Origin of the sequence: Amycolatopsis eburnea (genome assembly GCF_003937945.1) — a bacterium.
GTDB lineage: Bacteria > Actinomycetota > Actinomycetes > Mycobacteriales > Pseudonocardiaceae > Amycolatopsis > Amycolatopsis eburnea.
On the sequence record NZ_RSEC01000036.1, the window covers coordinates 262,625 to 288,531 of the forward strand.

At 70.3% G+C, this 25,907-nt stretch carries 24 protein-coding genes; 5 read left to right on the top strand and 19 right to left on the bottom strand.

Going from position 1 to position 25,907, the window contains the following annotated elements; genetic code table 11:
• Positions 1-384: 384 nt before the first annotated feature.
• The 6 genes from thpD to EIY87_RS13800 form a co-directional block, all read right to left on the bottom strand.
• Positions 385-1,287: an ectoine hydroxylase gene (gene thpD, locus EIY87_RS13775; RefSeq protein ID WP_125308092.1), complete on the bottom strand. Its 903-nt coding sequence runs from the start codon at positions 1,285-1,287 to the stop codon at positions 385-387.
• Positions 1,288-1,318: 31 nt separating this feature from the next.
• Positions 1,319-1,711, bottom strand: coding sequence for an ectoine synthase (locus EIY87_RS13780; RefSeq protein ID WP_125308093.1), 393 nt, complete (start codon positions 1,709-1,711; stop codon positions 1,319-1,321).
• Between the two features lie 10 nt (positions 1,712-1,721).
• The gene (gene ectB, locus EIY87_RS13785) at positions 1,722-2,975 is read right to left on the bottom strand and encodes a diaminobutyrate--2-oxoglutarate transaminase (RefSeq protein ID WP_125308094.1); all 1,254 of its coding nucleotides are present in this window, start codon (positions 2,973-2,975) and stop codon (positions 1,722-1,724) included.
• Between the two features lie 15 nt (positions 2,976-2,990).
• Positions 2,991-3,500: a diaminobutyrate acetyltransferase gene (gene ectA / locus EIY87_RS13790; protein WP_191984086.1), complete on the bottom strand. Its 510-nt coding sequence runs from the start codon at positions 3,498-3,500 to the stop codon at positions 2,991-2,993.
• 255 nt (positions 3,501-3,755) lie between these two features.
• Positions 3,756-6,704, bottom strand: coding sequence for a patatin-like protein (locus EIY87_RS13795; protein ID WP_125308096.1), 2,949 nt, complete (start codon positions 6,702-6,704; stop codon positions 3,756-3,758).
• A 103-nt stretch (positions 6,705-6,807) separates the two neighbouring features.
• On the bottom strand, positions 6,808-7,794 hold the full coding sequence (locus EIY87_RS13800) for a zinc-dependent alcohol dehydrogenase family protein (protein WP_125308097.1): 987 nt from the start codon (positions 7,792-7,794) through the stop codon (positions 6,808-6,810).
• A 115-nt stretch (positions 7,795-7,909) separates the two neighbouring features.
• Here EIY87_RS13800 and EIY87_RS13805 point away from each other — a divergent pair, with 115 nt between their 5' ends.
• Positions 7,910-8,269: a winged helix-turn-helix transcriptional regulator gene (locus tag EIY87_RS13805; protein WP_125308098.1), complete on the top strand. Its 360-nt coding sequence runs from the start codon at positions 7,910-7,912 to the stop codon at positions 8,267-8,269.
• Here the strand turns inward: EIY87_RS13805 and EIY87_RS13810 are convergent.
• Both EIY87_RS13810 and EIY87_RS13815 read right to left on the bottom strand, forming a co-directional pair.
• Entirely contained in the window at positions 8,266-9,501 is a 1,236-nt protein-coding gene (locus tag EIY87_RS13810) for a DUF445 domain-containing protein (protein ID WP_125308099.1), read from the bottom strand. The two genes, EIY87_RS13805 and EIY87_RS13810, sit on opposite strands and share 4 nt — an antisense overlap.
• Positions 9,502-9,505: 4 nt before the next feature.
• The gene (locus EIY87_RS13815) at positions 9,506-10,297 is read right to left on the bottom strand and encodes an Abi-alpha family protein (RefSeq protein ID WP_125308100.1); all 792 of its coding nucleotides are present in this window, start codon (positions 10,295-10,297) and stop codon (positions 9,506-9,508) included.
• Between the two features lie 134 nt (positions 10,298-10,431).
• Between EIY87_RS13815 and EIY87_RS13820 the strand changes: the two genes are divergently transcribed.
• Positions 10,432-11,253: a maleylpyruvate isomerase family mycothiol-dependent enzyme gene (locus tag EIY87_RS13820; RefSeq protein ID WP_125308101.1), complete on the top strand. Its 822-nt coding sequence runs from the start codon at positions 10,432-10,434 to the stop codon at positions 11,251-11,253.
• A gap of 71 nt (positions 11,254-11,324) precedes the next feature.
• Here EIY87_RS13820 and EIY87_RS13825 read toward each other — a convergent pair whose 3' ends face one another.
• Genes EIY87_RS13825 through EIY87_RS13840 form a run of 4 tightly spaced genes read right to left on the bottom strand, consistent with a single transcriptional unit; the run spans position 11,325 to position 14,576 of the window.
• Complete coding sequence (locus EIY87_RS13825; RefSeq protein WP_125308102.1) at positions 11,325-11,783, bottom strand: LapA family protein; 459 nt, start codon at positions 11,781-11,783, stop codon at positions 11,325-11,327.
• Positions 11,784-11,829: 46 nt separating this feature from the next.
• Positions 11,830-12,969 carry a dipeptidase gene (locus tag EIY87_RS13830; protein WP_125308103.1) on the bottom strand — a complete coding sequence of 380 codons (1,140 nt, stop codon included), beginning with the start codon at positions 12,967-12,969 and terminating at the stop codon, positions 11,830-11,832.
• Positions 12,970-13,011: 42 nt separating this feature from the next.
• Positions 13,012-13,614 (bottom strand): alpha/beta hydrolase, encoded by a 603-nt coding sequence (locus EIY87_RS13835; protein ID WP_125308104.1) that lies wholly within the window; start codon positions 13,612-13,614, stop codon positions 13,012-13,014.
• On the bottom strand, positions 13,614-14,576 hold the full coding sequence (locus EIY87_RS13840; protein WP_125308105.1) for a ring-cleaving dioxygenase: 963 nt from the start codon (positions 14,574-14,576) through the stop codon (positions 13,614-13,616). Before EIY87_RS13840 ends, EIY87_RS13835 begins: the two co-directional genes overlap by 1 nt.
• A 76-nt stretch (positions 14,577-14,652) precedes the next feature.
• Here EIY87_RS13840 and EIY87_RS13845 point away from each other — a divergent pair, with 76 nt between their 5' ends.
• Both EIY87_RS13845 and EIY87_RS13850 read left to right on the top strand, forming a co-directional pair.
• On the top strand, positions 14,653-15,102 hold the full coding sequence (locus EIY87_RS13845; protein WP_086858929.1) for a MarR family winged helix-turn-helix transcriptional regulator: 450 nt from the start codon (positions 14,653-14,655) through the stop codon (positions 15,100-15,102).
• A 46-nt stretch (positions 15,103-15,148) separates the two neighbouring features.
• The gene (locus EIY87_RS13850) at positions 15,149-15,529 is read left to right on the top strand and encodes a VOC family protein (protein ID WP_125308106.1); all 381 of its coding nucleotides are present in this window, start codon (positions 15,149-15,151) and stop codon (positions 15,527-15,529) included.
• Here the strand turns inward: EIY87_RS13850 and EIY87_RS13855 are convergent.
• The 7 genes from EIY87_RS13855 to EIY87_RS13885 form a co-directional block, all read right to left on the bottom strand.
• A complete protein-coding gene (locus tag EIY87_RS13855) occupies positions 15,521-16,375 on the bottom strand; it encodes an amidohydrolase family protein (protein WP_125308107.1) in 855 nt (284 codons plus the stop codon). The genes EIY87_RS13850 and EIY87_RS13855 overlap by 9 nt on opposite strands.
• Positions 16,372-17,916, bottom strand: a complete 1,545-nt coding sequence (locus tag EIY87_RS13860; protein ID WP_125308108.1) for a benzoate-CoA ligase family protein — start codon at positions 17,914-17,916, stop codon at positions 16,372-16,374. The genes EIY87_RS13855 and EIY87_RS13860 overlap by 4 nt, the downstream gene beginning before the upstream one ends.
• Before the next feature lie 8 nt (positions 17,917-17,924).
• Complete coding sequence (boxB, locus tag EIY87_RS13865) at positions 17,925-19,346, bottom strand: benzoyl-CoA 2,3-epoxidase subunit BoxB (protein ID WP_125308109.1); 1,422 nt, start codon at positions 19,344-19,346, stop codon at positions 17,925-17,927.
• Between the two features lie 5 nt (positions 19,347-19,351).
• Positions 19,352-20,971, bottom strand: coding sequence for a 2,3-epoxybenzoyl-CoA dihydrolase (gene boxC / locus EIY87_RS13870; protein ID WP_125308110.1), 1,620 nt, complete (start codon positions 20,969-20,971; stop codon positions 19,352-19,354).
• A 32-nt stretch (positions 20,972-21,003) separates the two neighbouring features.
• Positions 21,004-21,441, bottom strand: coding sequence for a hypothetical protein (locus EIY87_RS13875; protein WP_125308111.1), 438 nt, complete (start codon positions 21,439-21,441; stop codon positions 21,004-21,006).
• 102 nt (positions 21,442-21,543) lie between these two features.
• On the bottom strand, positions 21,544-22,446 hold the full coding sequence (locus EIY87_RS13880) for a GNAT family N-acetyltransferase (RefSeq protein WP_125308112.1): 903 nt from the start codon (positions 22,444-22,446) through the stop codon (positions 21,544-21,546).
• Between the two features lie 153 nt (positions 22,447-22,599).
• Complete coding sequence (locus EIY87_RS13885) at positions 22,600-25,026, bottom strand: beta-glucosidase family protein (protein ID WP_125308113.1); 2,427 nt, start codon at positions 25,024-25,026, stop codon at positions 22,600-22,602.
• 72 nt (positions 25,027-25,098) lie between these two features.
• Between EIY87_RS13885 and EIY87_RS13890 the strand changes: the two genes are divergently transcribed.
• Positions 25,099-25,680, top strand: coding sequence for a TetR/AcrR family transcriptional regulator (locus EIY87_RS13890; protein ID WP_125308114.1), 582 nt, complete (start codon positions 25,099-25,101; stop codon positions 25,678-25,680).
• Positions 25,681-25,907 lie beyond the last annotated feature (227 nt).

Genomic DNA, 25,907 nt, shown 5'->3' on the forward strand with positions numbered 1-25,907 from the left:
GCTCGCGCCCACCTCCCCGGGTTCCGCCTTGCCGCGGAAATCAACCTACCGTGGTGACGGGGTGTCGAGCAGGTCCGGTACCAGGAGTTTTGGCGGTTCTGCGAATTCCGCAGCACGGGTGTCCACGCCCTGCGACATCCCCCGGACGTGGAACGACCCCGTACCACCGGTCCCGATCCGGTGGTACGGGGTCGTGCTGGAACTCCCGGCCGGGCCGCCAGGGGGCGCGGTCCGCCCGTCGTCTTCGCCGGCGATCGGGCGGGTGTGCTCACCCCGAGCGAAGCACCCGCCGCCGATCGTCTGCCAAGACGTCTGTTGCGCGGACCACACGCCCGCGCGGTGGCGACACGGTAACAAAGCGCACCGAGTTCGTCACCGGCGGGTTCACCGTGTGATCGGCGACGAGTCTCGTCCCGCGATGAAGGCCGGTCGCGGGACGCTCGCCGCGAACGGTTCCTGCAGCGCGTTTTCCACGCTGTTGAACACCAGGAAGATGTTCGAGCGCGGGTACGGCGTGATGTTGTTCCCGGAGCCGTGCATGATGTTCGAGTCGAACCACAGCGCCGAGCCCGCCTGGCCGGTGAACTGGTCGATGCCGTGCTCGGCCGCCATCTTGGTGATGTCGTCCTCGCTCGGCACGCCCACCCGCTGGTCCTTGAGCGAGCTCTTGTAGTTGTCCTCCGGCGTCTCGCCGGCGCACTGGACGAACGTCCGGTGCGAGCCCGGCATGATCATCAGGCCGCCGTTGAACGGGTAGTTGTCGGTCAGCGCGATGGAGCAGCTCACCGCGCGCGGGGCCGGCATGCCGTCCTCCGCGTGCCAGGTTTCGAAGTCCGAGTGCCAGTAGAACCCGGTGCCCTTGAACCCCGGCATGTAGTTGACGCGGCTCTGGTGGATGTACACGTCGGAGCCGAGCAGCTGACGGGCCCGGTCCAGCACGCGCGGGTCGCGCACCAGCTCGGCGATCAGGTCCGAGATCTCGTGGACGTCGAAGATCGACCGGACTTCACCGGTCTTCGCCTCGGTGATCACGCGCTCGTCCTTGGCGAGCTCGGCGTCGGAAGACAGCCGCACCAGTTCCTGCCAGTACGTCTGCACCTCCCCGACGGAGAGCATGTCGTCGACCACGGTGTAGCCCTTGGTCTCGTGGTTCGCCAGGGTGGCGGCGTCGATCGGACCGTCGGCTTCGGTACCCCACACGGTGGGGTGCACGCGCGGCAGATGAGCCGGCGTACCGGTGATCCGGGTCGGGTAACCGTCGTCGACCCGGGTGTCCGTCAGCGTCACGGGCTTCGCCTCCTGTTTCCTCTCCGGTGTTTTACGAGTCCTCGGTGACCAGCGGGTACACGCCGTTTTCGTCGTGCACCTCGCGGCCGGTCACCGGGGGGTTGAACACGCACACGCACTTGATCTCGGTGCGCGGCCGGACCTGGTGCTTGTCGTGGTCGTTGAGCAGGTACAGCGTCCCCGGCTTGAGCGGGTACACCTTGCCGGTGGCGAGGTCTTCGATCTCGCCTTCACCGGAGGTGATGAACACCGCCTCGATGTGGTTGGCGTACCAGAAGTCGTTCACCGTTCCCGCGTACAGCGTGGTCTCGTGGACCGAGAAGCCGACGCCTTCCTTGGCGAGGATGATTCTCTTGCTGCGCCAGTTGGGGGTCTTGATGTCGGCGTCGGTGTCGGTGACCTCGTCGAGCGTGCGGACGAGCACGGGTACTCCTTTACTTCTTCAGAACGGCCTTGATGGACTCGTCGATGATCGACAGGCCCTGGGTCAGTTCGTCGTCGGTCAGGGTCAGCGGCGGCAGCAGCTTCATGACTTCGCCGTCGGGACCGGAGGTTTCCATCAGGAGGCCGCGCGCAAACGCTTCCGCGCAGACGCGGCCGGCCAGGTCGCCGTTCTGGAACTCGATGCCGCGCGCCAGGCCGCGGCCCTTGGCGAGCAGTTCGGCCTCGGGGTAGGCCTCGACGATGCCGGAGAACGCGGCGGCGATGCGCTCGCCCTTCGCCTTCGTCGACTTCTCGAGCTCGTCGTCGCTCCAGTAGACGTCGATCGCTTCCTTGGCCGTGACGAACGCCGGGCTGATGCCGCGGAACGTGCCGTTGTGCTCGCCGGGCTCCCAGACGTCGAGCTCGGGCTTGATCAGCGTCAGCGCCATCGGGATGCCGTAGCCGCCGATGGACTTCGAGAGGCAGACGATGTCCGGCTTGATCCCGGCGTCCTCGAAGCTGAAGAACGGGCCGGTGCGGCCGCAGCCCATCTGGACGTCGTCGAGGATCAGCAGGATGTTGTGGCGCTTGCAGAGTTCGTCGAGGCCCTTCAGCCACTCCAGGCGCGCGGCGTTGATGCCGCCTTCGCCCTGCACGCCTTCGACGATCACCGCGGCCGGCTCGTTGAGCCCGCTGCCGGAGTCTTCGAGGAGCTTCTCGAAGTAGAGGAAGTCCGGCATCGCGCCGTCGAAGTACTTGTCGTACGGCATCGGGGTGGCGTGCACCAGCGGGACGCCGGCGCCGCCGCGCTTCATCGAGTTCCCGGTGACCGACAACGCGCCCAGCGTCATGCCGTGGAAGGCGTTGGTGAAGTTGATGACCGCTTCCTTGCCGGTCACCTTGCGCGCCAGCTTCAGCGCCGCCTCGACGGCGTTGGCGCCACCCGGACCCGGGAACACGACCTTGTAGTTCAGGTCGCGCGGGTCGAGGATCTTGTCGCGGAAGGTCTGCAGGAAGTCCCGCTTGGCGACGGTGAACATGTCCAGCGCGTGCGTGACGCCGTCGCGCTGGATGTAGTCGATGAGGGCCTGCTTCAGCTTCGGGTTGTTGTGCCCGTAGTTCAGCGCGCCGGCGCCGGCGAAGAAGTCCAGGTAGGCCTTGCCGCTCTCGTCGTAGAGGTGGCTGCCCTGCGCGCGGTCGAACACGACCGGCCAGCCGCGGCTGTAGCTGCGTACTTCGGATTCGAGCTCTTCGAAGATGCTCATGGTGTTTCTTTTCTCCTACTCGCCCGGATCTTTGCGTGGCGTGAGCGGACCGATGCGGTAAAGCTCTTCGGCCAGGTGCCCGGCTTCGGGGAAATCTTCCCCGGCGAACAGCACACTGGTTTCCATCGCTGCGTTCCACCGCTTCGCGAACGACGCGAAGAGCCGGGTGGACGCCTCGTTGTCCGGGGTGATGGTGGTCTCGAGGTAACGCACCCCGTCGGCGACGAGTCTCGTGTAGAGCGCGTCGAGCAGGGCCCCGGCCAGGCCCTTTCCGCGCTGCGACGCGTCGACCGCCACCTGCCAGACGAGCGCTGCTTCGGGCTCGTCCGGCCTGCGGTAGGCGATGACGAATCCGACCGCCTTGCCGTCCTCACGCGCGACCACCGAAGACCCGGCGAAATCGCGGCACCACAGCATGTATGCGTACGGCGAGTTGAGATCGAGCTTGGCGGAATCGCGCGCGATTCTCCACAGCTCCGCGCCGTCCGCCTTGGTCGGGGATTCGATCAAGTGCGTTACGGACATACTCAGGAAACGTAACAGAGAATTTTCCGCCCGCCAGCGACGCGGCTCACGACCCCCGTCATGACCTGCGGCGACGCGGGGTACCCGGTGAGGAGTCCCACAAACATGTTTGAAGTGGACGGTGCTTGGGCACACGCGCGCCCGGGTCGCTCGCGCGTGGCTCGCGGCCTATGCGCACGATGAACCCAAACGGGGTTGATCGCAAGGCGACGGGCCGATCACGCTCCGGCCCGAGGCGTAGCTTTCACGTGAAAGCTACGCCTTCGCGCGCTTGCGGTTGCGGACGCCGCGCGCGATCGCGCTCACCGGCATCACCACCGCGGGCAGGACCAGCAGGCCCGACACCGCCAGCCACCACACCGCGCCGTCGCCGCGGCGCCAGCCGGCGACGACCGAGCCGAGCCAGCCGAAGAACGGCTGGGCCAGCGGTGGCAGGAACGCGGCCAGCAGCAGCGCCGCCACCACGAGCACGCCGAGCGCGGCGAACAGCTTGCGCGCGAAGTGACCCATCGTGAGCAGCGCCGTCGCCAGGTAGACGACCGCGCCCGCGAGCACCGGGAGGCCGATCCACTGCAGCACCGCGCCGCCGTTGCCGCCGAGCACCAGGCCCGCCAGCAGCGCGAGGACGCCGGCGGCGAGCGAGCCGGCGGTGCCGAGCCGCGACGCGCCTTGCGAGACCTTCGCCGTGCTCCTGGCGACCGTGCGCAGGATGCCCGCGACCGTCCGCGGCCAGCCGCCCGGCAGGCGGAACGCGACCGTCCCGGCGTTCACCGTCGCCGCGCCGAGCGAGACCAGCGTGCGGGTCAGCCGCGCGGTGCCCTGCTCGCCGGCGAGCCGCTCCGCCGAGACGCGGCAGGCCTGGAACCGCGCCTGCGCGCCACCGACGTCGGCCGGCGGGCGTTCCTTCGCCAGGGCCTCCCCGATGTCCCGGCGGTCGTCGGCGTCGTGGCGCGAGGTGAGCGTGACGACCGGCAGTTCCTCCGCCGCGATCTCGGCCTGCCGCGCCCTGGCCAGCACCATCGCCGTGACCGGCAGGCCGACCGGCCGTTCGGTGCCGAACTCGACCGGCTTCAGGTCGGCGTCGAGCCCGAGGAACGCCAGCTCGGCGGTCAGCTGGTCGCGCAGCTGCGCCGCCTCGGCCGGGGTGCAGCGGTCCCGCTCGTCCGGCGGGCGCCAGTCCGAGCCGAACGCGGCGATCAGCTCGTCGCGGAACCGGTCCCGCCCGAGGACGTCCCGCAGCGTTTCGAGGCGGACCGGGTCGAGCAGGCACTGGACCAGCCAGCCGGCGCCGTCGACGCGGCCCCACATCCAGTCGCTGGCGCGCCACGACGCCTTGTAGAACGCGCCGAAGTAGTTCGCCTGCAGCCCGGTCAGCTTGTCCTCGGCCCGGCTGCGCGTCATGTCCAGCAACGTCCGCGAATCGGCGCTGACCTGCACCAGGTCGACCCGCTGATCGACCGACGGCGCCTGCGCGAGCAGCCCGCGCGTCGCCACGTGCAGCGCCACGAGCCGGGCCTGGACCACGTCGTCGACCGCGTCCGGTGCCAGCGCGAGCCAGTCCAGCAGCGTGGTCACCGTGCCGGCTTCGTCCCCGGCGGCGGCCAGCGCCCGCAACGTCGGCGCGGCCGCGCGCAGGCCCGCGACCACCTTCGGCCACGCCTCGGCGACGGCGGCCGAGCGGCCCAGCCCGGCCCACTCCTCGGCCAGCTCGCGGATCCACACCTCGAGGGTGCTGCTCGCGCCGGGCTCGGCGTGCGCGGCCACCCACTGCCCGAGCCGCACCCCGCGCGACGCCGTCGAGCGCGCGGCGTGCAGCTGGGCGCGAGCGTCGTTCAGCGCCCGCACGGCGGCGGCGTCCGGCCGGAGCCGGAACCCGGCGTTGACCAGCTGCAGCCCGGTCGCGACGGCGTCGTCGAGCGCGGTCGTCCGGTACCCGACCAGGTCGGCGACCGCGAGGCTCCCGGCCGGCGGCCCGGCCGGAACGCCGCTGCTCAGCCCGGCGACGGCGATCGTGCGCAGCTGCCGCGACATCCCGGACGCCCACTCGCGGTCCGGGGTGTCCGCTTCGGACAGCGCGTACCGCCGCGCGGCGACCCGGACCAGCTCCGCGGCGTCCTCGGCGGTCCGCCGCTCGAGGTACGCGGTGGCGATCCGCTGGTCGACCAGGCTCTCGGGCCCGCCACGCAACCCCAGTGCGGCCAGGGAAACCCGGGTGTCCCTGGCGCGCAGCACGGCGTCGTTGTGGCGGGTCAGCTCGTCCAGCTCGGCGCTGATCGACTGGCTCATCACGGTGTTGACGACCTTGGCCATCGCGTTCGACAGCAGCGGCGGGTCCGCCGGGTCGCACTCGACGGCTTCGACGACCTTCTCGCCGGTCGGCACGACGTAGAGCAGCAGCCGCCGGACGTCCGCGTGCGACGGGCGTTCGAAGATCTCGCGCAGCGCCGGCCGCAACGGCTTGTTCAGCAGCACCCCGCCGTCGGTCAGCCAGTGCGAGCGGGTCAGCTCGGTGTAGGCCGTCATGTCGGGGTGCAGCCGGTCGGTGCCGCCGGTGCCGATCGGCATCCGGGACAGCTCGAACGCGCCCGGGAACGACGCGGTGGAGCGGGCCGCCAGCGCGAGCGGCGCCTCCACGCCGTTCGTCCACAGTGGACCGCAGAACCGGAACAGCATCCGGTGTTCGGTGTCCCGCACCAGGTTCCCGAGCGCGTCGTCGAACCGGGTGGTCTCGCCGTCGATCATCGTGCCGGTGAGCAACACGGTGACGTCCGGTTCCTCGACGGGCCGCGCGCCCTTCGCGGTGATCTCGCACAACACCTTTTCGAGGTCGCCGAGCAGCACGCGGTCCCCGTCGAGCACCGACCGCGGTGCCTGCTCGCGCGCGTCCCGGATCAGGTTCTCCAGCGACCCGGTGGTGATCCAGGTGTCGCGCAGCACCTCCGGCGAGGAGCCGAAGGCTTCCGCGAGCCCCAGGCAGGCGGCGTTGATCCCGCCGGCGCTGGTCCCGGTCAGGACGTCGAGCGAAACGGTGGCGCGCAGGACGTCGAGCAGCTTGCGGTAGCGCCCCGGCTCGGCGGTCCCGTGCGATTCCCGCAGCAGCCGCGACGTCTCGGTGGCGACGCCGCCCATCCAGATCGCGAGGCTGGCGCCCCCGACCATGGTCACCGCCAGCCGGATCTCCTGCGGCCAAGGTTCGGCAGTCATGGGCTCCCCCGCCCGGTCGTAGTCGTGACGCACAGTAGAGGCGCAAGGTAAGCGCCGGGATACGTCCAGGTGTACGGCCGTTCGGGTGGACTTGCTCGCCCGCTCAGCCGCCCACGCCGACCACCACTTTCCCGAACTGCCCGTTCGCCTCGAGGTACCGGTGCGCCGCGCCGATGTCGGCGAGGTCGAAGACGCGGTCCACGCGCGGCCGGAAGGTCCCGGCCCGGACACCGGCGCGGACGAAGTGCCCGGCGCGGGCGAGCCGTCCGGGGTCCAGCGTGAGGTCGAAGGCGTTGAACAGCCGCATGGTGGGCACGAACCACAGCGGGAACGGCGTTTCCTTCGTGTCGAGCGCGCCGTAGACGACGAGCGTCCCGCCCTTCGCGGTGGCGGCGGCGAGCTTGCGCACGCCGTCCCCGGCGACGGCGTCGAAGACGAACTCCGCACCCCGCTGCCCGGTGATTTCGAGCGTGCGCCCGGTGATGTCCTCGTCGTCGGTGACGATCACGTGCGCGGCACCGGCGTCGAGGAGCCGCTGCTTCTTCGCCGCCGTGCGCGTCGCGGCGATGGGGATCGCACCGATGTGGTTGACGACGTCGATGGTCGCCAGCCCCACGCTGCTGGAGGCGGCGGTGATCAGCACGTGGTCCCCGGGCCGGACGTTCCCTTCCTCGACGATCGCGCCGTACGCGGTGAGGAACGGCCCCCACAACGCGACGGTTTCGGTGGCGCCGAGCCCTTCGGGGCGGCGCAGGACGGCGGACGCCGGGACGATGGCCGCCTCGCCGTAGACGCCGTAGTCCCGCATCGAGAAGCCCGCGACGGTGCTGACGGCGTCGCCGGCCGCGAACCCGGTGACCCCTTCGCCGACGGCCTCCACGATCCCGGACGCGGAGTACCCGAGCTTCGCGGGAAACGCGTCCGGGCGCTCGAAGTAGGTGCCGGAGCGGAACATCGCCTCGGCCCGGTTGAGCCCGATCGCCTCCACCCGCAGCCGCAGTTCCCCGGCTCCGGGGTCGCCGAGCTCGACGTCCACGAGCTCCAGCACTTCCGGCCCGCCTTCGACGGCGAACCGCACTGTCTTCGTCATTCCAGGTTCCTTTCCGGTGCTTGCCGGAATCGATCGTGGACCGCCGGCGTTCCCGCTGGAAGACGGCACTTTCCTGGTACGACGGCACACTCCTGTTACGAATGAGGTCACAGCGGTGGACAACGGCGAAGTTCTTCCGGCGGAGATGTGTTCCCTGCGCGAGGTCCTGGACTTGGTGGGCGACAAGTGGGCGATCCGCGTCCTGGTCCAGCTCGGCGACGGCGCCCGGCGCTTCAGCGAACTGGAGCGCGCGCTGGACGGCGTCTCCCGCCGGATGCTGTCGCTGACATTGCGCGGCTTGGAGCGCAACGGGCTGGTGACGCGGAAGGTGTACCCGGAGGTCCCACCGCGGGTGGAGTACACGATGACACCGCACGCGGCGGAGCTGGACGAGCCGCTGCACGCGTTGTCGGCGTGGGCGGCGAAGCACCGGGCCAAGGTCGCCGCGGCGCGGGAGGCCTACGACGTCGGCTAGGCCGCCAGGTGCTCCAGCACCAGGACCTGCGCCTCACCGACCGCGAAGCCCAGCACCGCGCCCGTCGCGATCAGGATCCACTCGTCCTGCTCGAACGCCGGCCGCAGCAGGCGCTCGAACTCCTTGGGGGACAGCTGCTTCATCTTCGAAACCAGCACGTTCCGGATGTCCATCGCGTCGGTCGCGTAGTCCTCGATGTAGCGCATCGTGTCCGGCAGCCGGGACATGATCTGCGACGCGATCGCCAGCTTCATGTCCTGGTACTTGCGGCTGCCCACCGCGAACACCAGCACCGGCTTCGCGACGCTCCCCAGCTCCCGGTCCAGCTGGCGCTGGATCAGCGCCAGCACGCGGTCCGACAGCGGGCCGTGCAGGATGGCCTCGATGACGTTGTGCGGGGTGATGATCTCCTTCGCGATCAACGACCCGTAGGCCTCCGCGACCTCCGCGCGCCGCTTCAGGAACAGGCCTTGCCACTGGACGCCGAAGTACCGGCGGGGCTCGATCGGGTAGAAGATCATCCGCAGCGCCAGCCAGTCGGTGAACCAGCCGGTGAACAGGCCGAAGACCGGCATGATCGGCGGGAACTTGAACAGCACCCACGCCACCATCTGGATGACGCCGATCGCGCCGCCGAAGACCAGGCCGGAGCGGGCGATGAACTTGAACTCCTTCGCGCCCGCCTCCTGGAAGATCCGGTTGAGCAGGCGCTTGTCCTTGACCAGGCTGGTGACCACCATGCCCTTGAGGTCGAACACGCTGTCCACATCGGACTTGATCAGGTCGAGCACCGCCGCGACCATCCGCGGCGACTCGTGCTGGACGCGCTCGATCACCAGCCGCTGCACGCGGACCGGGAGCGACTCCCACAGGCCCGGCTGGTAGTGGCCGGCCACCTCGCGGACGATGTCCTCGACGCCGGCCAGCAGCGGTTTCTCGATCTCCTGGGCGATGCGGGACGCGTCCAGCCGCGCGACGACCTCGGCCGGCTTGATCAGCTGCTCGGTCATCGTGTCGCAGGCGATGCTCGCCATCCGCGCGGCGCGCTTGGGCACGATGCCCTGCCAGCCGAGGAACGGCTTGACGCCGATGAACTCGACCGGCTGGAACATCATCCGGATGGCGACGAGCTTGGTGCCGTAGCCGATCAGCGCGGCGACGACGGGGATCGAGACGTAGAGGGGCCAGTGCTGCGCGAAGTCGGCGACGATGCCGGCGAGGAACGACCCCATCCGGTCAGCCGAGGCTCGGGTCGCAGGCTTGCCAGAACTGCGCGCCGAGGCGCGAGATGTGGATCGTCCGCCGGACGTACTTCGCGCGCTTGACGTGCTTCTCCGCGTCGCGCACGGTCTCGTCGGTCAGCAGGATCTCGTACTGCGTCTCCAGCGACGGCACCTCTTCGTCGAGGTCGACCAGGCCCAGCCCGATCAGCCGCGTGACGTAGCCGGGGACCTGGTCGGGCAGCGACACCCCGGCCGCCTTGCCGACCGTCGAAGCGTTGCGCAGCGCGACCCGGCCCGTGCCGCCGATGCCGGTGCGCTCGACGACGTCGACCGCGGGGAACGGCGAGCCGTCCGACAGCGCGGAGAGGATGCGGGCCTCGTCCGGCGTCAGCTGGCGCAGGATGATCGCGTAGAAGTACTCGCGAGCGCGGTCGCGGCCGAAGCCGATGGAGTGGTTGAGCAGCTCGGCCATCGCGGCGCGCAGCGGCTCGTGCGCGTTGTCGCGCGCGGGCACGATCGTCACGGTGGCTTCGACGGTCCCGGGCACCGAGGGCCGGTTCATCGCCGAGGCCGCGGTCAGCGCCGCGTGGTACGGGTCGTCGACCTCGTCGAGCCGGCGGCGCAGCTCGGTCAGCAGCTGCCGTTCCACCTGCCGGACCCCGCGTTCGGCGGTCTCGACGCCGGGGAGCTTGCGCCCGAGCGCGAAGCCGGTGCGCGCGGCCCAGCCGGCCAGCTGGCCGGCGCGGCGGGCCAGGTCGGCCACCTCGTCGGCGGTGCCCCGGCCGTTCGGTCGCTCTGCGTTCACGAGCCCACTCCCCTCTGCGTACGCGGTGATGCTACCTGTGGGTAGGCCGAATGCCCCAATCCCTCGGGGGTCCGGGTGGCGGAGCCCCCGGCCCGGGGCGAAGCCCCGGCGCAACACGGTGTTTGGATGCCCACATGAGTCCGACGCGCTGGGGTCCGCCGATCGACGTCCTCCCGTACTTCTCGAAGGAAGAGCAGGCGCTGATGACCTTGCTCGGCGCGTTGACCGAGGAGGACTGGACGCGGCCGACGATGTGCGCGGGCTGGACGGTCAAGGACGTCGCCGCCCACCTGCTGGGCGACAAGGTGGGCCGGTTGTCCCGAAGCCGCGACGGGCACACCTCGGAAGCCCCCCGTCCGGGTGAGTCCTTCCCCCGCTTCATCGACCGGATCAACGAGGAGTGGGTCGTCGCCTGCCGCCGGCTCTCGACCGACGTCCTGCTCACGATGATGTACGAGTTCATGGGCCAGACGACCGAGTACTGGGCGAAGCTGGACCTCGACGCCGTCGGCGACCCGGTGAGCTGGGCCGGCGACGAGCCCGCGCCGCGCTGGCTGGACGCGGCCCGGGACTACTCGGAGTTCTGGGTCCACCACGTGCAGCTGCGCGAAGCGCTGGAGCACACGCCGCTGGAGGCGGAGTACGCCGAGCCGATCGCCGACACGTTCGTCCGGGCGCTGCCGCACACCCTGCGTGACGTCGAAGCGCGCGTCGGGAAGCAGGTCGGCTACACCGTCACCGGCGCCGGAAAGTGGTACGCCCGCCGCGAGCGCGACGGCTGGGTCCTGGACCGCGGCGCGCCGCCGTCGCGCACCCCGCTGGCCACGGTGACGACGGACCTGGACACGTTCTGGCGGCTCTGCACCCGCAACGCCGCCGACGTCTCCCGCGTCCGCACCACCGGCGACGAAAACGTTTGCGAGGTAATGCTGACCATGACCTCAATCATCGCCTAACCGCCACTTTCTCTAGGAAAGTGTTGTGGAGGAGAGACCTCCGGATCACTTTCCCTACGAAAGTGACGCGGTCAGCGGCGGCGGGCCTGCTTGCGGAGCTGCAGGATGCGGGCGCCGCCGATCAGCGCGACCAGCGCCGCGCCGCCGATGGCCGAGAACAGCATCGCGATGGCGAGCGGCAGGCTGCCCTCGCCGCCGAAGAAGTGCACGGTCACCGAGTCCAGGTTCTGCAGGATGAAGATCAGCAGCAGGACCAGGACGACCAGGCCGGCGATCACCGCGACCCAGGTGCCGCTGATCCGGGTCCGCTTGATCTTCGCGGGCGCAGGCCTGGCCGGCGCCGGACGCACCGGCGTGGCCTCCTCGGCGCCCGGCCGGACGTCGCCGGCCCGCAGCTCAGCGGGCTCGAGGGCGCCTTCGGGCACGTCGTTTTCGGCCAGCTGGTGGCGGCCCGGCGCGTCGGTGCCGGGGTGGTCGTGGTGGGCAGGTCCGGTGGGGCGGTCGGCCGCGCCCCCGCGCGCGTGCGTCATGTGCCCAGTGTCCGTCCGGCACGCGGGGAGCGCCGCCCCAAACCCCCTAACGGGCGAAGCCGTCGACCTCCCGGAGGACGCGGAGCGTGTTCTTCCCGGCCAGCTTCGCGCAGTCTTCCTCACTCCACCCGCGCTCGAGCAGCGCGGCGAACAACACCGGGTACTTGGAGGTGTCCTCCAGCCCCTCCGGCAGGGTGCCGACGCCGTCGTAGTCGCCGCCGAGGCCGATGTGGTCGACGCCGGCCACCTCGCGGGCGTGCTCGACGTGCGCGACGACGTCGTCGACGGTGGCCTTCGGCTTGACCGGGCCGTCCCACTCCTTCACGAACTCCCCGCGCTGGGCGAGGTTCCGGTACTCCCGGCCCGCGGCTTCCATGGCGGCCTTCAGCTCCTGGTCCCACGCGGCGACCTTCGGCGAGATGAACGCCGGCACGAAGGTGACCATCGCGACGCCGCCGTTGCCGGGCAGCTTCGCCAGGACGTCGTCGGGGATGTTGCGCGGGTGGTCGTTGACGGCGGTGCACGAGGAGTGGCTGAAGATCACCGGGACCGAGCTGACCTCCATCGCCGCCCGCATCGTCGACGGCGCGACGTGGGAGAGGTCGACCATCATCCCGATCTTGTTCATCTCGCGCACGACGTCGCGGCCGAACTCGGTGAGTCCGCCGTGGGCCGGCTCGTCGGTGCCCGAGTCGGCCCACGTGGTGTTGAAGTTGTGCGTCAGCGTCATGTAGCGGACGCCGAGGCGGCGCAGGATCCGCAGCACGCCGAGTGACTCGGCGATGCTGTGCCCGCCCTCGGCGCCGAGCAGCGACGCGATCCGGCCGTCGGCGAACGCGGCCTCGGCTTCGTCGGCGGTGTCGACCAGCCGGAGCCGGTCGGGGTAGCGCTCGGCGAGCTGGTGGACGACCTCGATCTGTTCGAGGACGGCGGTCACGGCGCTGTGGCCTTCGAACTCACACGGCACGTAGACCGACCAGAACTGCATGCCGAGCTTCCCGTCGGCGAGCTTCGGGAAGTCGGTGTGCAGGGCCGGCTGCCGGACGGTCAGGTCCAGCGACGCGGCCGCCTCGACCGGGTTCGGGCCGCCGTGCTGCCGCAGCTCCCACGGCAGGTCGTTGTGCCCGTCGGCCAGGATGGCCGCGTCCAGCAGTTTGCCGGCACGCTGTAGTGCCTCGTTAGTCATCGCCCGATCGTAGGGCCGCCCGGTATACGCTCCGTACAAACGCTAGTTCTTGATCCACTCGGCCGCGGCGCGGACACCGTCCACAGTGATCTGGTGCCCGCCGGGGTGGCGCTGGGTGACGACGTCGGCACCGCGCTCGCGCAGCAACCGGATCAGTTCCCCGGTGGACGCCAGCGGCGCCATCGGGTCGTTTTCCCCGTTGGCCAGGAAGACGCGCGAGCCGCTGAGGTCGTGCTCCGGCGGCTCCGGCACCGGCGACATCGACGCGAACAACGCGGCTTCGCGCACGACGTCGGGCCGCAGCAGCACGAGGGCGGCCGCGATGTTGGCGCCGTTCGAAAACCCGACCGCGATCAGGCGACGGCCACCGAACCCGTACTCCTCGCCGGCTTCGACCACGAAGTCGGCGAGTTCGTTCGCACGCTTGACGACGTCTTCGTGGTCGAACACGCCCTCGGCCAGCCGCCGGAACCAGCGCGCGGCGCCGTGCTCCGACACCGGGCCCGCCGGGGCCAGCACGGCGGAGTCCGGGCTGAGCTCGCGCGCCAGGCCGAGCAGGTCGTCCGGGCCGCCGCCGGTGCCGTGCAGCAGGAGGAGCACGGGCGCGTCGGGCGCGCCCTCGATGAACTTGTGGCGCAGCGTCATCACAGCTCCGGGTTGTTTTCGGCGGGGAGGTCGAGCTTGGGCAGCATGTGCTGGATCTCTTCGCGGCGCGGCTCCAGCCACGGCGGCAGCTTGAGCGCGCGGCCGAGCTCCAGCAGCGGCTCGTCGATCGCGAAGCCCGGTTCGTCGGTGGCGACCTCCAGCAGCGTCCCGCCCGGCTCGCGGAAGTAGATCGAGCGGAAGTACTGGCGGTCCAAAATGGACGTCACGTGCACGCCCCGGTCGACCAGCTCTTCGCGCCAGGCCTTCTGGGTCTCTTCGTCGGGCGCGCGCCAGGCCACGTGGTGCACGGTGCCCGCGGCGACCAGCCCGCGCGGCGCGTCCGGCGTCACGAGGACGTCGACCAGCGCGCCCGGCCCGCCCTCGCCGGCGGCGAAGCGCAGGCGGTTGCTGTCCTGGCCGGCGAAGCTGAGGCCGAGCCCGTCGGTGAGCATCCCGGCGGTGGCGTCCTCCTGGTTCACCGAAAGCGTCACCGAGTGCAGGCCGCGGATGGCGTGCGCGGCCGGGACGAGCTCGGTGTCCCACGGGTCGCGCGGGTCGCCCTGCGGGTGCGCGACCAGGGCGAGCTTCAGGCCGTCGGGGTCGCGGAAGGTCAGCGTGTCCTCGCCATCGGCACTGCGAACTTCGCCGGTCTCGATCTGCTGCGCGGCGAGGTGCTGCTTCCACCAGCCGATCGAGGCTTCCGGCACGGAGAACGACGTGGTCGTCGCCTGGCCGGTGCCGTGGCGGCCGCTCGGCGCGTCGGGCCACGGGAAGAAGGTCATCAGCGAGCCGGGCTTGCCCGAGCTGTCGCCGTAGTAGAGGTGGTAGGTGCCCGGGTCGTCGAAGTTGACCGTCGTCTTGACCAGCCGCAGGCCCAGGGTGCGCAGGTAGAAGTCGGCGTTGCGCTGCGGGTCGCCGCCGATGGCGGTCACGTGGTGCAGGCCGGACGTCTTGATCGACATGGTTGCCTCCTCGGCTCAAGGTATCCCGAAAACCTCTCGCGCGCAAGATATATTCCGGCAAGGTAAGGTGGCGTCCGTGGAAGCGACCGACGACGACGAGATCGTCACCTGGTGGGGTCTGGTGATCGAGGGCTACCTGGCCACGCAGGACAAGCTGATGGGCGAGATCGCCGACCGGTTCGGGCTCGCGCCCGCGTCGTTCGACATCCTGGTGCGGCTGGTCCGCTCGCCCGAGCACCGGATGCCGATGACGAAGCTGGCGACCGAAGCGGCGCTGTCGAGCGGCGGCTTCACGAAGGTGGCCGACCGGCTGGTGGCGGCGGACCTGATCTGCCGGATCCCGAGCCCGGACGACCGCCGCGTCACCTTCGCGTCCCTGACCGAGCACGGCCTCGAAGTGGCGAACAAGGCCCGCGAGGCGGCCGCGGACATCCTGCGCCGGATCGTGCTGACCCCGCTCGGTGACGACGCCCCGGCACTGGCGGAAGCGATGCGGACACTGCGCGCGTTCAACACCGATCGTTGAAAAAGTCGAGGTCACGGCGGTGCGCACGGGAGCGCACCATGGATCCATGCTGACCGAATCGACGATCACGACGATGCTCCCGGTGACCGACAGCGCACGCGCCGGCCACTTCTACGCGGACTCCCTCGGCCTGAAGCAGACGGGGAAGGGCGAAGACGGAACGCTGTACTTCGAGGCGGGCGCGGGCTCGATCGGCCTCCGCGCCATGCCGGCGGGCGCGCAGAGCGAGAACACGGCGCTGAGCTTCGAGGTCACCGACCTGGAAGGCGAGATCAAGGCGCTGGAGAGCCGCGGGGTGCGGTTCCAGGACTTCGAGATGGAGGGCCTGAAGACCGTGGCCCACATCGCGGAGCTGGGCAACGAGCGGGCCGCGTGGTTCAACGACTCCGAAGGCAACGTGCTGTGCCTGCACCAGGTTCTAGGCTAGCCCCGGCATCAGCTTGACCGCGTTGCCCGACAGGACTCCGGTCAGCACGTCGCCGGGCAGGCCGAGACCGATCAGCGTCCGCACGTTCTTCGCCACCGAGGGCACGCCGGGCCAGTCCGTCCCGAAGACGAACTTCCCGGCCAGCCGGGTGAAGTCGAAGCGCTGGTAGTACTCCTTGAGCTTCTTCGGCGGCAGCCCGGCGAGGTCGAGCCAGACGTTGTCCCGCGCCAGCGCGAGGAACGCGGCCACGTCGTACCACCACCCGCGGCCACCGTGGGCGAAGACGAACTGCAGCGAAGGGAAGTCCTCGACCACATCGGACAGCAGCTCCGGGTTCCCGAAACTGGCCCGGGAACCCGGGAAGCTCGACGTCCCGGAGTGGAAGATCACCGGCACCCCGCGCTCGGCGCACAGCTGGTAGACCGGGTACAGCTCCTTCTCCGCCGGGGAAAAGGCGCCGTGCACCGGGTGGATCTTCAGCGCCACCGCGCCCAGGTCCAGCTGCCGCTCGACTTCCGCCGCAGCGGGGTGGTGCAGGTACGGGTTGACGCTGGCCACCAGCCGGAACCGCGTGGGGTTGTGCTCGACCAGCGGCAGGTTGTCCTCGATGGGCTGGATCCCGGTGGCGCGCGGGCTGTACTCGCAGAACAGCAGCACCCGGTCGACGCCTTCGGACGCCATCAGCTCGTCCATCGCCGCCGGGACCACCGTGCCTTCGGCGTCGTACACCGAACGCCACGGGTACGAGCCCGCGAAGTCGTGCGCCCACTGCAGCCAGGCGGGTTTCAGCGTCGGCAGCCGCGGGGTGTGGACGTGCGCGTCCACCACGAAGTACCCGTCGATCACGGACTGGGCACCACCCGCAGCACATCGCGGACCTGCTCGCGGATCACGTTGCGGCGGATCTTGCCGGTCGCCGTCTTCGGCAGCTCGGCCAGCTCGACCACGCCGCGCGGCCGCTTGAACGCCGCGAGCCCCTCGCGGCAGAACTCGATCAGCTCCGCCGGGTCCACCGCGAAGCCGGGCGCGGCCACCACGCACGCGACCGGCTTGTCGAGGCCGTCGGCGTCCGGCGCGGCGACGACGGCGACCTCGGCCACCGCCGGGTGCTGCCGCAGCCGTTCCTCCACTTCGGACGGTGACACCCAGATCCCGCCCGCCTTCAGCATGTCGCCGAAGCGGCCGAGGCAGGTGTACGTGCCGTCCTCGTTGCGGACGTAGCTGTCGCCGGTCCGCAGCCACTCGCCCTGGAAGACGAGCTTCGTCGCGTCGTAACGGGCCCAGTAGCCGGTCGCCGTCGAGGGCCCGGCGACGAACAGCTCACCGGGCTTGCCCGCGGCGTCGATCACCGCGCCCGCCTCGTCGCGGATCTGCAGGGAATACCCCGGGACGGCGACGCCGGTGCTGCCGGGCCGCACCGAACCGGGCTGGTTCGACAGGAAGATGTGCAGGGCCTCGGTCGACCCGATGCCGTCGAGGATCTCCAGGCCGAAGCGGGCGCGGAACCGTTCGAACAGCGACGCGGGCAGCGGTTCCCCGGCCGAAACCGCCTGCCGCACCGAAGCGAACGAGTCGTCCGGGACGTCGCTGGCGAGCAGGGCCGCGTAGAACGTCGGCACCGCGAAGAAGAGCGAAGGCCGTTCCTCACGCGCGCGCCGGGCGAACAACGCGGGCGTCGGCCGCGAAGGCTCGAGCAGCACGGTGCCGCCCGCGCCGAGCGGGAAGAAGCAGGAATTCCCCAGCCCGTAGGCGAAGAAGAGCTTCGGCACGGACAGGAACCGGTCCGACGGCGTCGTCGCCAGCACCGAACGGGCGTAGGTCTCGCAGACCGCGCGGATGCTCGCGTGCCGGTGCATCGCGCCCTTCGGCTGCCCGGTCGTCCCCGACGTGTACAGCCACAGCGCGGGCGAGTCCTCCCACGTCCGTCCACTTCGGAACGTCCCGCCGAGCGACGCCCATTCGTGCGTCCGGCCGCCGAACCCGTCCGCGTCGCACCGGTCCAGCAGCACGTCGGTGACCTCGGGGGCGAAGCCGAGCGCGGTGGCGGCCTGCTCGGCGAACTCCCCGGACACGCCGAGCACGCGCGCCCGCGAGTCGGCCAGCACCTTGCCCAGCTCGAGCCCGGTGACCATGGTCGACACCGGCACCGCGACCGCGCCGGCCAGCATCGCGCCGAGGATGCCGGTGAGCAGCTCGACGTCGTCGACCATGCAGAACATGACCCGCTCTTCGGGCCGGACGCCCAGCTCCACGAGCCCGGCGGCGACCCGGCGGGCCTCCGCCGCCAGCTCGGCGTAGGTCAGCGACCGGCGGGGCGACACGACCGCGGTCGCGTCCGGGTGCCCGGCCGAGAGCAGGTACTCCGCGGCGTTGAACGCTGTCGCCACCAGACCTCCTACGTGAGGTACACGTACTCGTAGTCGAAGGGCTTCCCGTTGATGCCCTGCCGCGGTGGCGCGACCCAGCTCGCGATCTTCCCCCGCTCGTACACCGGGTGCATCAGCGAGCGGACGAACGTCAGGTCCTCGGTGGTGGGCAGCCACTTGCGCTTGCCTGCCTCCCAGGTCGCCTCGTCGACGATGGTGCCGTCGGGAGTGACGTGGTGGCCGGAGTTTATGCCGACTTCGCGGTTGAAGCCAGGGTGCGGCAGCCGGAACGCGAAGTCGATGCCGGCGTCGGAGAGGATCTTGTTCCAGCGCTTCACGCCGGTCTGGCAGTCGGCCACGTACTCGCTGCGCAGGTCGAGGTTGAGCAGCAGGATCGCCTGCAGCTCCTCGCTCGTCCACGTGCCGTCGCCGTTGGGCCGCTCCAGCGTGCGGGCGTCTTCGGTGAGCTTGTGGTCGTCCTTGCGGCGGGTCTCCTGCCAGCGGCCCTTGAGCCCGGCGGTGTAGTAGTTCGCCGCGTTCGTCGACGTCTCGCTGCCGAACAGGTCCAGGGACACGGTGTAGTGGAAGTTGATGTACTTCTGGATGATGTCCAGCGGGATGCCGCCGTGCGGGCCGATGTCGAGCGTGTCGTGCTCGCGGATCAGCTCGGCGCTGCGGGTCACCACGCGGTCGACGCCGGTGGTGCCGACCATCATGTGGTGCGCCTCCTCCTTCAGCATGAACTCGCAGGTGCGCGAGAGCGGGTCGAAGGAGGACTCCTTGAGCGTGCCGAGCTGGTACTTCCCGTCGCGGTCGGTGAAGTAGGTGAACATGTAGAAGGCCAGCCAGTCGGCGGTCTCCTCGTTGAACGCGCCGAGGATGCGGGGCGCGTCCGGGCTACCCGAGTTGCGCAGCAAGAGCCCTTCGGCCTCGTCGCGGCCTTCGCGGCCGAAGTAGGCGTGCAGCAGGTAGACCATCGCCCACAGGTGGCGGCCTTCTTCGACGTTGACCTGGAAGAGGTTGCGCAGGTCGTAGAGGCTCGGCGCGGTGAGCCCGAGGAGCTTCTGCTGCTCGACCGACGCCGGTTCGGTGTCGCCCTGGATGACGATCAGCCGCTGCAGATCGGCGCGGTACTCGCCGGGCACCTGCTGCCAGACCGGCTCGCCCTGGTGCTCCCCGAACGCGATCCGACGGTCCGGGTCGCGCTCGGCGAGGAAGATGCCCCAGCGGTAGTCGGGCACGTTGACGTGGTCGAAGTGCGCCCAGCCTTCGCGACCGACGCTGACCGCGGTGCGCAGGTAGACGCCCTGGGTCTCCAGCGTCGGGCCCATCTCGCCCCACCAGTGCATGAACTTCGGCTGCCAGCCCTCCAGCGCGCGCTGGAGCCGCCGGTCCTCCGAGAGGTTGACGTTGTTGGGGATCTTGGCGTCGTAGTCGATCTTCTCGGGCATCTGCGCTAGACCCGCTTCCTGTCGAAGACGGCCTTCTGCCCCGTACCGTATCGGCGCAGCGCGCCTTCGGGCCCGGATGCGTTCGGCCGGGTGAAAATCCAGTTCTGCCAGGCCGCCAGCCGGCCGAAGATCTTGGTCTCGATGGTCTCGGGACCGACGAACCGGTGGTTGGCCTCCATCCCGGTGAGCGCGTCCGGGGAGAGCGACGCCCGGCCTTCGAGCGCGATCCGGATCTCGTCCTCCCAGTCGAGGTCGTCCGGGGCGTCGGTGACCAGGCCGAGTTCGACGGCTTCGGCCGCGCTCAGCTGGTGGTCCTTTTCGCGCGCGAGCCAGGCGAGGTGGTCGTCGTCGCCGTAGAAGCGCGTCTGCAGCCTGGTGAGCCCGTTGCCCATCGGGAACGGGCCGAAGTTGGCTTCGGACAGCCTGATCGTGGCGCGTTCCTCGGAGTCTTCGTCGTCGATCGGCGGGCCGTCGAGCATGTACTGGCGGTCGGCGGCGAGCGCGAGTTCCAGCAGCGACCCGGCGAAGCAGCTGCCGGGCTCGATCAGCGCGATCAGCGTGCGGCTGGTGACGTCGAGCCGCTTGAGCGTGCGCTTGAAGTAGTGCGTGATCTCGTTGCCCAGCCAGTCCTTCGCACCGAACACGGCCCGTTCGTGCGCGAGCACCTTCTCCGGGTCGCCTTGCGTTTTCAGGATCCACGTTCCGGCTTCGACTTCGTTGGTGCGCAGCCGCAGGATGGCGTCGTCCAGCTCGCGGGTCATCGCGAGGAACCAGCCGTTCGCGCCCTCTTCGTGCAGGTCGCCGGGGTCGTTTTCGGGGCCCTTGACGGTGATCGTGGCCTGGTCCTTGGCCACTTCGATGTCGACATAGCGATGTTCCAGCGGGGTCAGCTCGATGCCGCCCTCGCCGGTCCGGTCGGATTCGCGCGCGATCTCCCGCGCCCGCTTCGCCACGGCCTCGCGAAACCCCTGGCGCGGCACGAGTTCGTCGACCAGCTTCCAGTCGACCGCGGTCTTGCCCTTGACGCCGTCCGGGCGCGTGGCGAAGACGTCGGCGAGGTCCTTGCGCACGCGCCGCTTGTCGACGACGCGGGTCAGCCCGCCGGTGCCGGGCAGCACGCCGAGCAGCGGCACCTCGGGCAGCGCGACGGTCGAGGAGTTGTCATCGATCAGGAGGATCTTGTCGCAGGCCAGCGCGATCTCGTAGCCGCCGCCGGCGCAGGTGCCGTTGACCGCGGCCACGTAGGTCTGGCCGGAGTGGGCGGTGGCGTCCTCCATGCCGTTGCGGGTCTCGTTGGTGAACTTGCAGAAGTTCACCTTCCAGTGGTGCTCGGACGCGGCCAGCATCCGGATGTTGGCACCGGCGCAGAACACCTTGTCCTTGGCGCTGGTCACGACCACCACGCGGACCTCGGGGTGCTCGAACCGCAGCCGCTGGGTGGCGTCGTACAGCTCGATGTCGACCCCGAGGTCGTAGGAGTTGAGCTTGAGCTCGTACCCCGGGACGAGCCCGCCCTGTTCGTCGACGTCCAGCTCCAGCCAGGCCACCTCCCCGTCGACGTTGAGCCGCCAGTGGCGGTACTCGTCCGGACGGCGGTCGAAGGTCACCGGTGTGGTGGTGGTCACTCACCCGAGTGTCTACATAGTTCCGACGGACGTCAATGTTGTGTAGAAACTTGATCTCGCGCGGTCACCCGGTTGAGCACCGACCACGCCCACGTTACGAACACCCACAGGGCGAGCGCTGCCGCCGAGTCGGTGAAGATCGTGGCGAACCAGAACGCCGGGATGTGCAGCTCGCCGACCAGGAAGTGCCCGGCGCTGGCCACCCCGGACAGCGAGTAGACCAGCAGGAACGCGAGCGCACGCGGGTACCGCTCCTGCCGGTAGGCGCGGTAGCCGAGCCAGCCGAACACCGTGAACAGCACCCAGCCGAACGCGACCACGACCTGCGTGACCAGCAGCGGAACGCCCGGGACCGGCGGGTAGTCCGCCGCCCTGACGACGTTGTGCGCGTAGTGCAGCGTGGTCGTGAGCAGCGAGAAGCCGAGGATCGCGCGGAGCGGCGTCAGCCCCTTCTCTTGCAGAACGTCCATCACGGGCCCCCTGTCCGATTTGATAGATCGCTCTAGCGACGGTACCGCCGCCTCTTTCGCAGGGAAAGTGCAGGACCGCACTTTCCCTGCGAAAGCTCCGTCTCAGACCAGGTCGATGCGGTGCTGCATCACCGGGTAGCCCGCCTTCGCGAAGGCCTTGGCCATCGGGACGTTGCCGACGTCGGTGCCCGCCACGATCCGGTCGGCGCCGTGCCCGACCAGCTCGTGCGTGGCCTCGACCAGCAGGTCGTACGCGTAGCCGTGCCCCCGGTGCTCCGGCACGACGGCGATGTAGCCGACCACGGGGTCGTAGACGTTGCGGCTCGGCAGGGTGAGCCCGACGAGCTCACCTTCGGGCGTGTACGCCAGCCGCCACCAGTCCCGCGGGGCCGGCATCCACTTCATGATGTCGAGGTCCTCGCGGGCCGCCGCGTCGAGCCCGTGCTCCTCGACCGTCCTGCGGACGTGCGCGTCCAGGCTCCCGACGTGCACGCGCTTGAAGACCTCGAGGATGACGTCGTCGTCCGGCTCAGGCCGGAAGACGAGCCGCCCGGGCCGCTCCGGCAGGCCGTTTTCCGGCGTCCAGCGGAACCGGTAGCGCTCGACGAGCTTGCGGTAGCCCGCCCGCTCCGCCGCCTCGACCCGCGTGGTCACTTCGCGGGCGACGGCCGGGTCGTCCTGCCACGCGGGCGGCGTGGTCAGCGAGTACTCCGCGCGCAGCGGCGCCGTCTTCAGCAGGTGGACGCCCGCGTCGAAGTCGGTGAAGTCGAACCAGTCCAGCGCGATCGGTTCCTCGTCGCCGGGCTTGGCCCACCAGGCGGCCCGCGCCACGACGACGTCGTCGCGCAGTGCCACCCAGGTCCACTCGGGCCGGTATTCGCCCTGCTTCGCCATCTCGGTGAAGTCGTCGCCGAGCAGCGCGCGGCCGACGAGGCCGCGGTCGGGCAGGGAGGTGAAGAGCGATTCTTCGCCCGCTTCGAGCGGGCGCACGACCAGTTCGGTCATGGTGGTCCTTCCAGGAGAGCGCGCTCCCGGTCTACAGACCCGGCACCCTCGATCCGGGGTGGGAGCGCGTGATCGGTTGGGTGATCATCGGACCCACCTCCTTTCGCTGGTCAAGGGTGCGTTGCGGAGCATAGGGGCGCCACCCGGGGTTGATCAACGGATTTTCTGGAGGACGATCCGGGTGCTCAGCCGCGGCTCGGCATAGGAGTGCGAAGCGGCCAGGACGTACTCGCCGGCGATGTGCTGCCAGCCGTCCCGCCAGACTTCGGCGGACCGCGGCGTGATGACGATGTCGGTCTCGACCGCTTCGCCCGGCCCCGCTTCGACGCTCGCGAACCCCGCGAGCCAGCGGTCCGGCCGGTCGCCGCGCTCGGTCGGGGCCAGGTAGAGCTGGACGACTTCGCGGCCCCGCCGCTTTCCCGTGTTGCGCACGCGGACCCGGACGCGCGCGCCGCCTTCCTCGTCCGGGTAGCCGTCGAGCTCCTCGTACGCCCAGGTCGTGTAGCCCTGGCCGTGGCCGAACCAGTACGCGGGTTGCGTTCCCTTCGCGGCGTAAGCGCTGTAGCCGATGTACACGCCTTCGCCGTACTCGAGGACGCCCTCCTGCGGCGTCACATCGGTGACGGGCGCGTCTTCCAGCTTCGCCGGCCAGGTCGTCGGCAGGCGGCCGCCGGGTTCTTCGCGGCCGAAGAGGACGTCGGCGAGCGCGTCGCCGCCGGCCTGGCCGGGGAACCAGGTGAGCAGCACCGCGGCGACGTCGGCGCGCCACGGCAGTTCGACCGGGGAACCGGCGTTGACGACGACCACGGTGTTGGGGTTGACGGCCGCGACCCGGGTGACCAGCTCGTCCTGCCGTCCCGGCAGCGCGAGGGAAGTCCGGTCGAAGCCCTCGCTCTCGACCTCGGCGGTGGTGCCGACCACGACGACCGCGACGTCCGACTTCGCTGCCAGGGCAACGGCTTCTTCGAGCGCGGCGTCCGGGTCGGGGACCGGGCCGCGGTGGCCGAGCGCGAACGTCACCCAGGCGAAGCTGCCCCTGGCGAACTCCGCCATCTCCGACGGGATCCAGTACGTCAGGCTGACGTCGACGAGTTCGCCGTCGGTCAGGTCGATCTCCCGGCGCTGCTCGTTCACCTGCATGATCGAGGTGAAGACGTCCCCGCCGGGCGGCAGGTTCACGCCGTCGAAGAGGGTCCGGCCGGCGACGGTGAGGCGGAGGTCGCCGGGCCCGGTGACGGCGAAGGTGTGCGTGCCGGTCCGCTCCGGCAGGTAGGTGCCTTCGATTTCCACCGACGCCAGGGTGTTGAGGTCGAGCCCGGCGGGCAGTTCCCCGATCCAGTCGATTTTGGCTTCACGGAGCGGGAATTCAGCCAATCGGGTGCCATCGGCGGCTTTGGCGATCGCGCGGAGCCGGAAATTGTCGGTGGCCGGCGGTAGCGTCGTCCGCGGATCGGCACCGGTGGCGAAAGCCAGGTCGGTGCCAGGGGGAACGGCCTTGCGGAGGCCGTCGAGAGGGGAGACGACGTGAGCGGGGAACACCGTGGCGCTGCCGCCGCCGAGGATCTTCGGGTCCGCGGCGAGCGCGCCGATGAGGGCGATGCTCTGCGGTTGCTTGAGCGGGAGCACGCCGGTTTCGTTGCTGAGCAACACGAAAGACCGGTGCGCGACCTCGCGCGCGATCGCGTCACCGTCTATTTCGGACTGGTGGGCGGCCGGGCTCCCTTCGAGCGCGCCGGTCCGGTGGGCGAGCAGGAGCACGCGGCGGACCATGTCGTCGACGACGCTTTCGTCGACTTCGCCGCCGCGCACGGCTTCGGCGAGCCGCGCGCCGAAAACCGTGCGGGGGCCGGGCATCGCCACGTCGAGGCCGCCGTTGGCGGAGGCGACGGTGTCGCGCGCGGCCAGCCAGTCGGAGACGACGAAGCCGTCGAAGCCCCATTCGCCGCGCAGCACGCCGTCGAGCAATGCGGCGTGCTGGGTCATCGTGGTGCCGTTGACGCTGTTGTAGGCGGCCATGATCCCCCACGGCTTCGCGCGCTTCACGATCAGCTCGAAGGGCGCGAGGTAGAGCTCGCGCAACGCGCGTTCGCCGACGCGGACGTCGGCGGTGAAGCGTTCGGTCTCGAAGTCGTTGGCGACGAAGTGCTTGACCGTGACGCCGACCCCGCCGTCCTGCACGCCGGTGACGTAGCCGGCGCCGATCATCCCGGTGAGGAGGGGATCTTCCGAGTAGCACTCGAAGTGGCGGCCGCCCAGCGGTGAGCGCTGGAGGTTGACCGTCGGGGCGAGCAGCACGTGCACGCCCTTGCGGCGGGCTTCCTGCGCGAGCAGGCGGCCGGCGCGCACGGCGAGCCGCGGGTCCCAGCCGGCGGCGAGCGCCGTGGGGCTGGGGAGCGTCACGGAGGGGTCGTCCTGGCTCCAGCGGACCCCGCGGACGCCGACCGGGCCGTCGGAAAGGACGAGGGAGTCCAGGCCGATGTCCGGCCGGGCGGGCAGGGTCCAGACGTCCTGCCCGGCGAGCAGGCTCGCCTTGGCGTCCAGGTCGAGCTCGGCCAGCAGCGCGTCGACGTCGAAGCTCATGGGCCCACTCTACCTGGCGGTGAGTAGTGAAAGTTATGGTTCCGTGACAGCTCGTCCCGTAGGCTCGGGATCATGACCCGGGCCAGGGGCGCCGACCGCCGCGCGAGCATCGTCCGAGCGGCCTTCGAAGTGATCGCCGAACGCGGCTACCGCGGCACCTCACTGGCGGCGGTCGCCGAGCGCGTCGGCCTGACCCAGCAGGGGCTGATGCACTACTTCCCGACGAAGGAAGACCTGCTCACGGCCGTCCTGGAGACCCGCGACGAGTGGGACCTGCTCCACTTCGGCCACGCCCCACCGGGCGACGAGTCGGCGATGACGGTCAACCAGCTGGCCGACCTGGTCGACTACAACGCCACGCGCCCGGGCATCGTCCAGACGTACACGGTGCTGTCCGCGGACAGCGTCACCGAAGACCACCCCGCGCGCGAGTACTTCCACGACCGCTACGCCCGCGTCCGCGCGGGCATGACGCAGATGCTGGAACGCCACCGCGACGAGCTCCCCCCGGGAACAACCCCGGAACAACTCGCCCCGATCGCCATCGCCGTCCTCGACGGCCTGCAACTGCAGTGGCTCCTGGCCCCGGACGAGGTCGACATGTCCACCGGCTTCCGGACCTTCCTGACCATGCTGGGCATCAAGCCGGACTGACCCTCCCCAGCCGCCGCGACGCCGTGAACGACCCGTTCATCTCGTCCGACGCCAGGAAAGAGTCGTTCACGACGTTCGGCGAGTTCCCCACGCGCCTGCCGAGTTACCGCCCGGCCACACAGCCGCGGTCTTCGCCAAGCCGACCGACCGGCCCCGCGCGCCCGCCGCCGACACCCTGCACCTCAAGCTCGCGATCGCTCGGCCGCCACCAGACCGACCGCGACCGC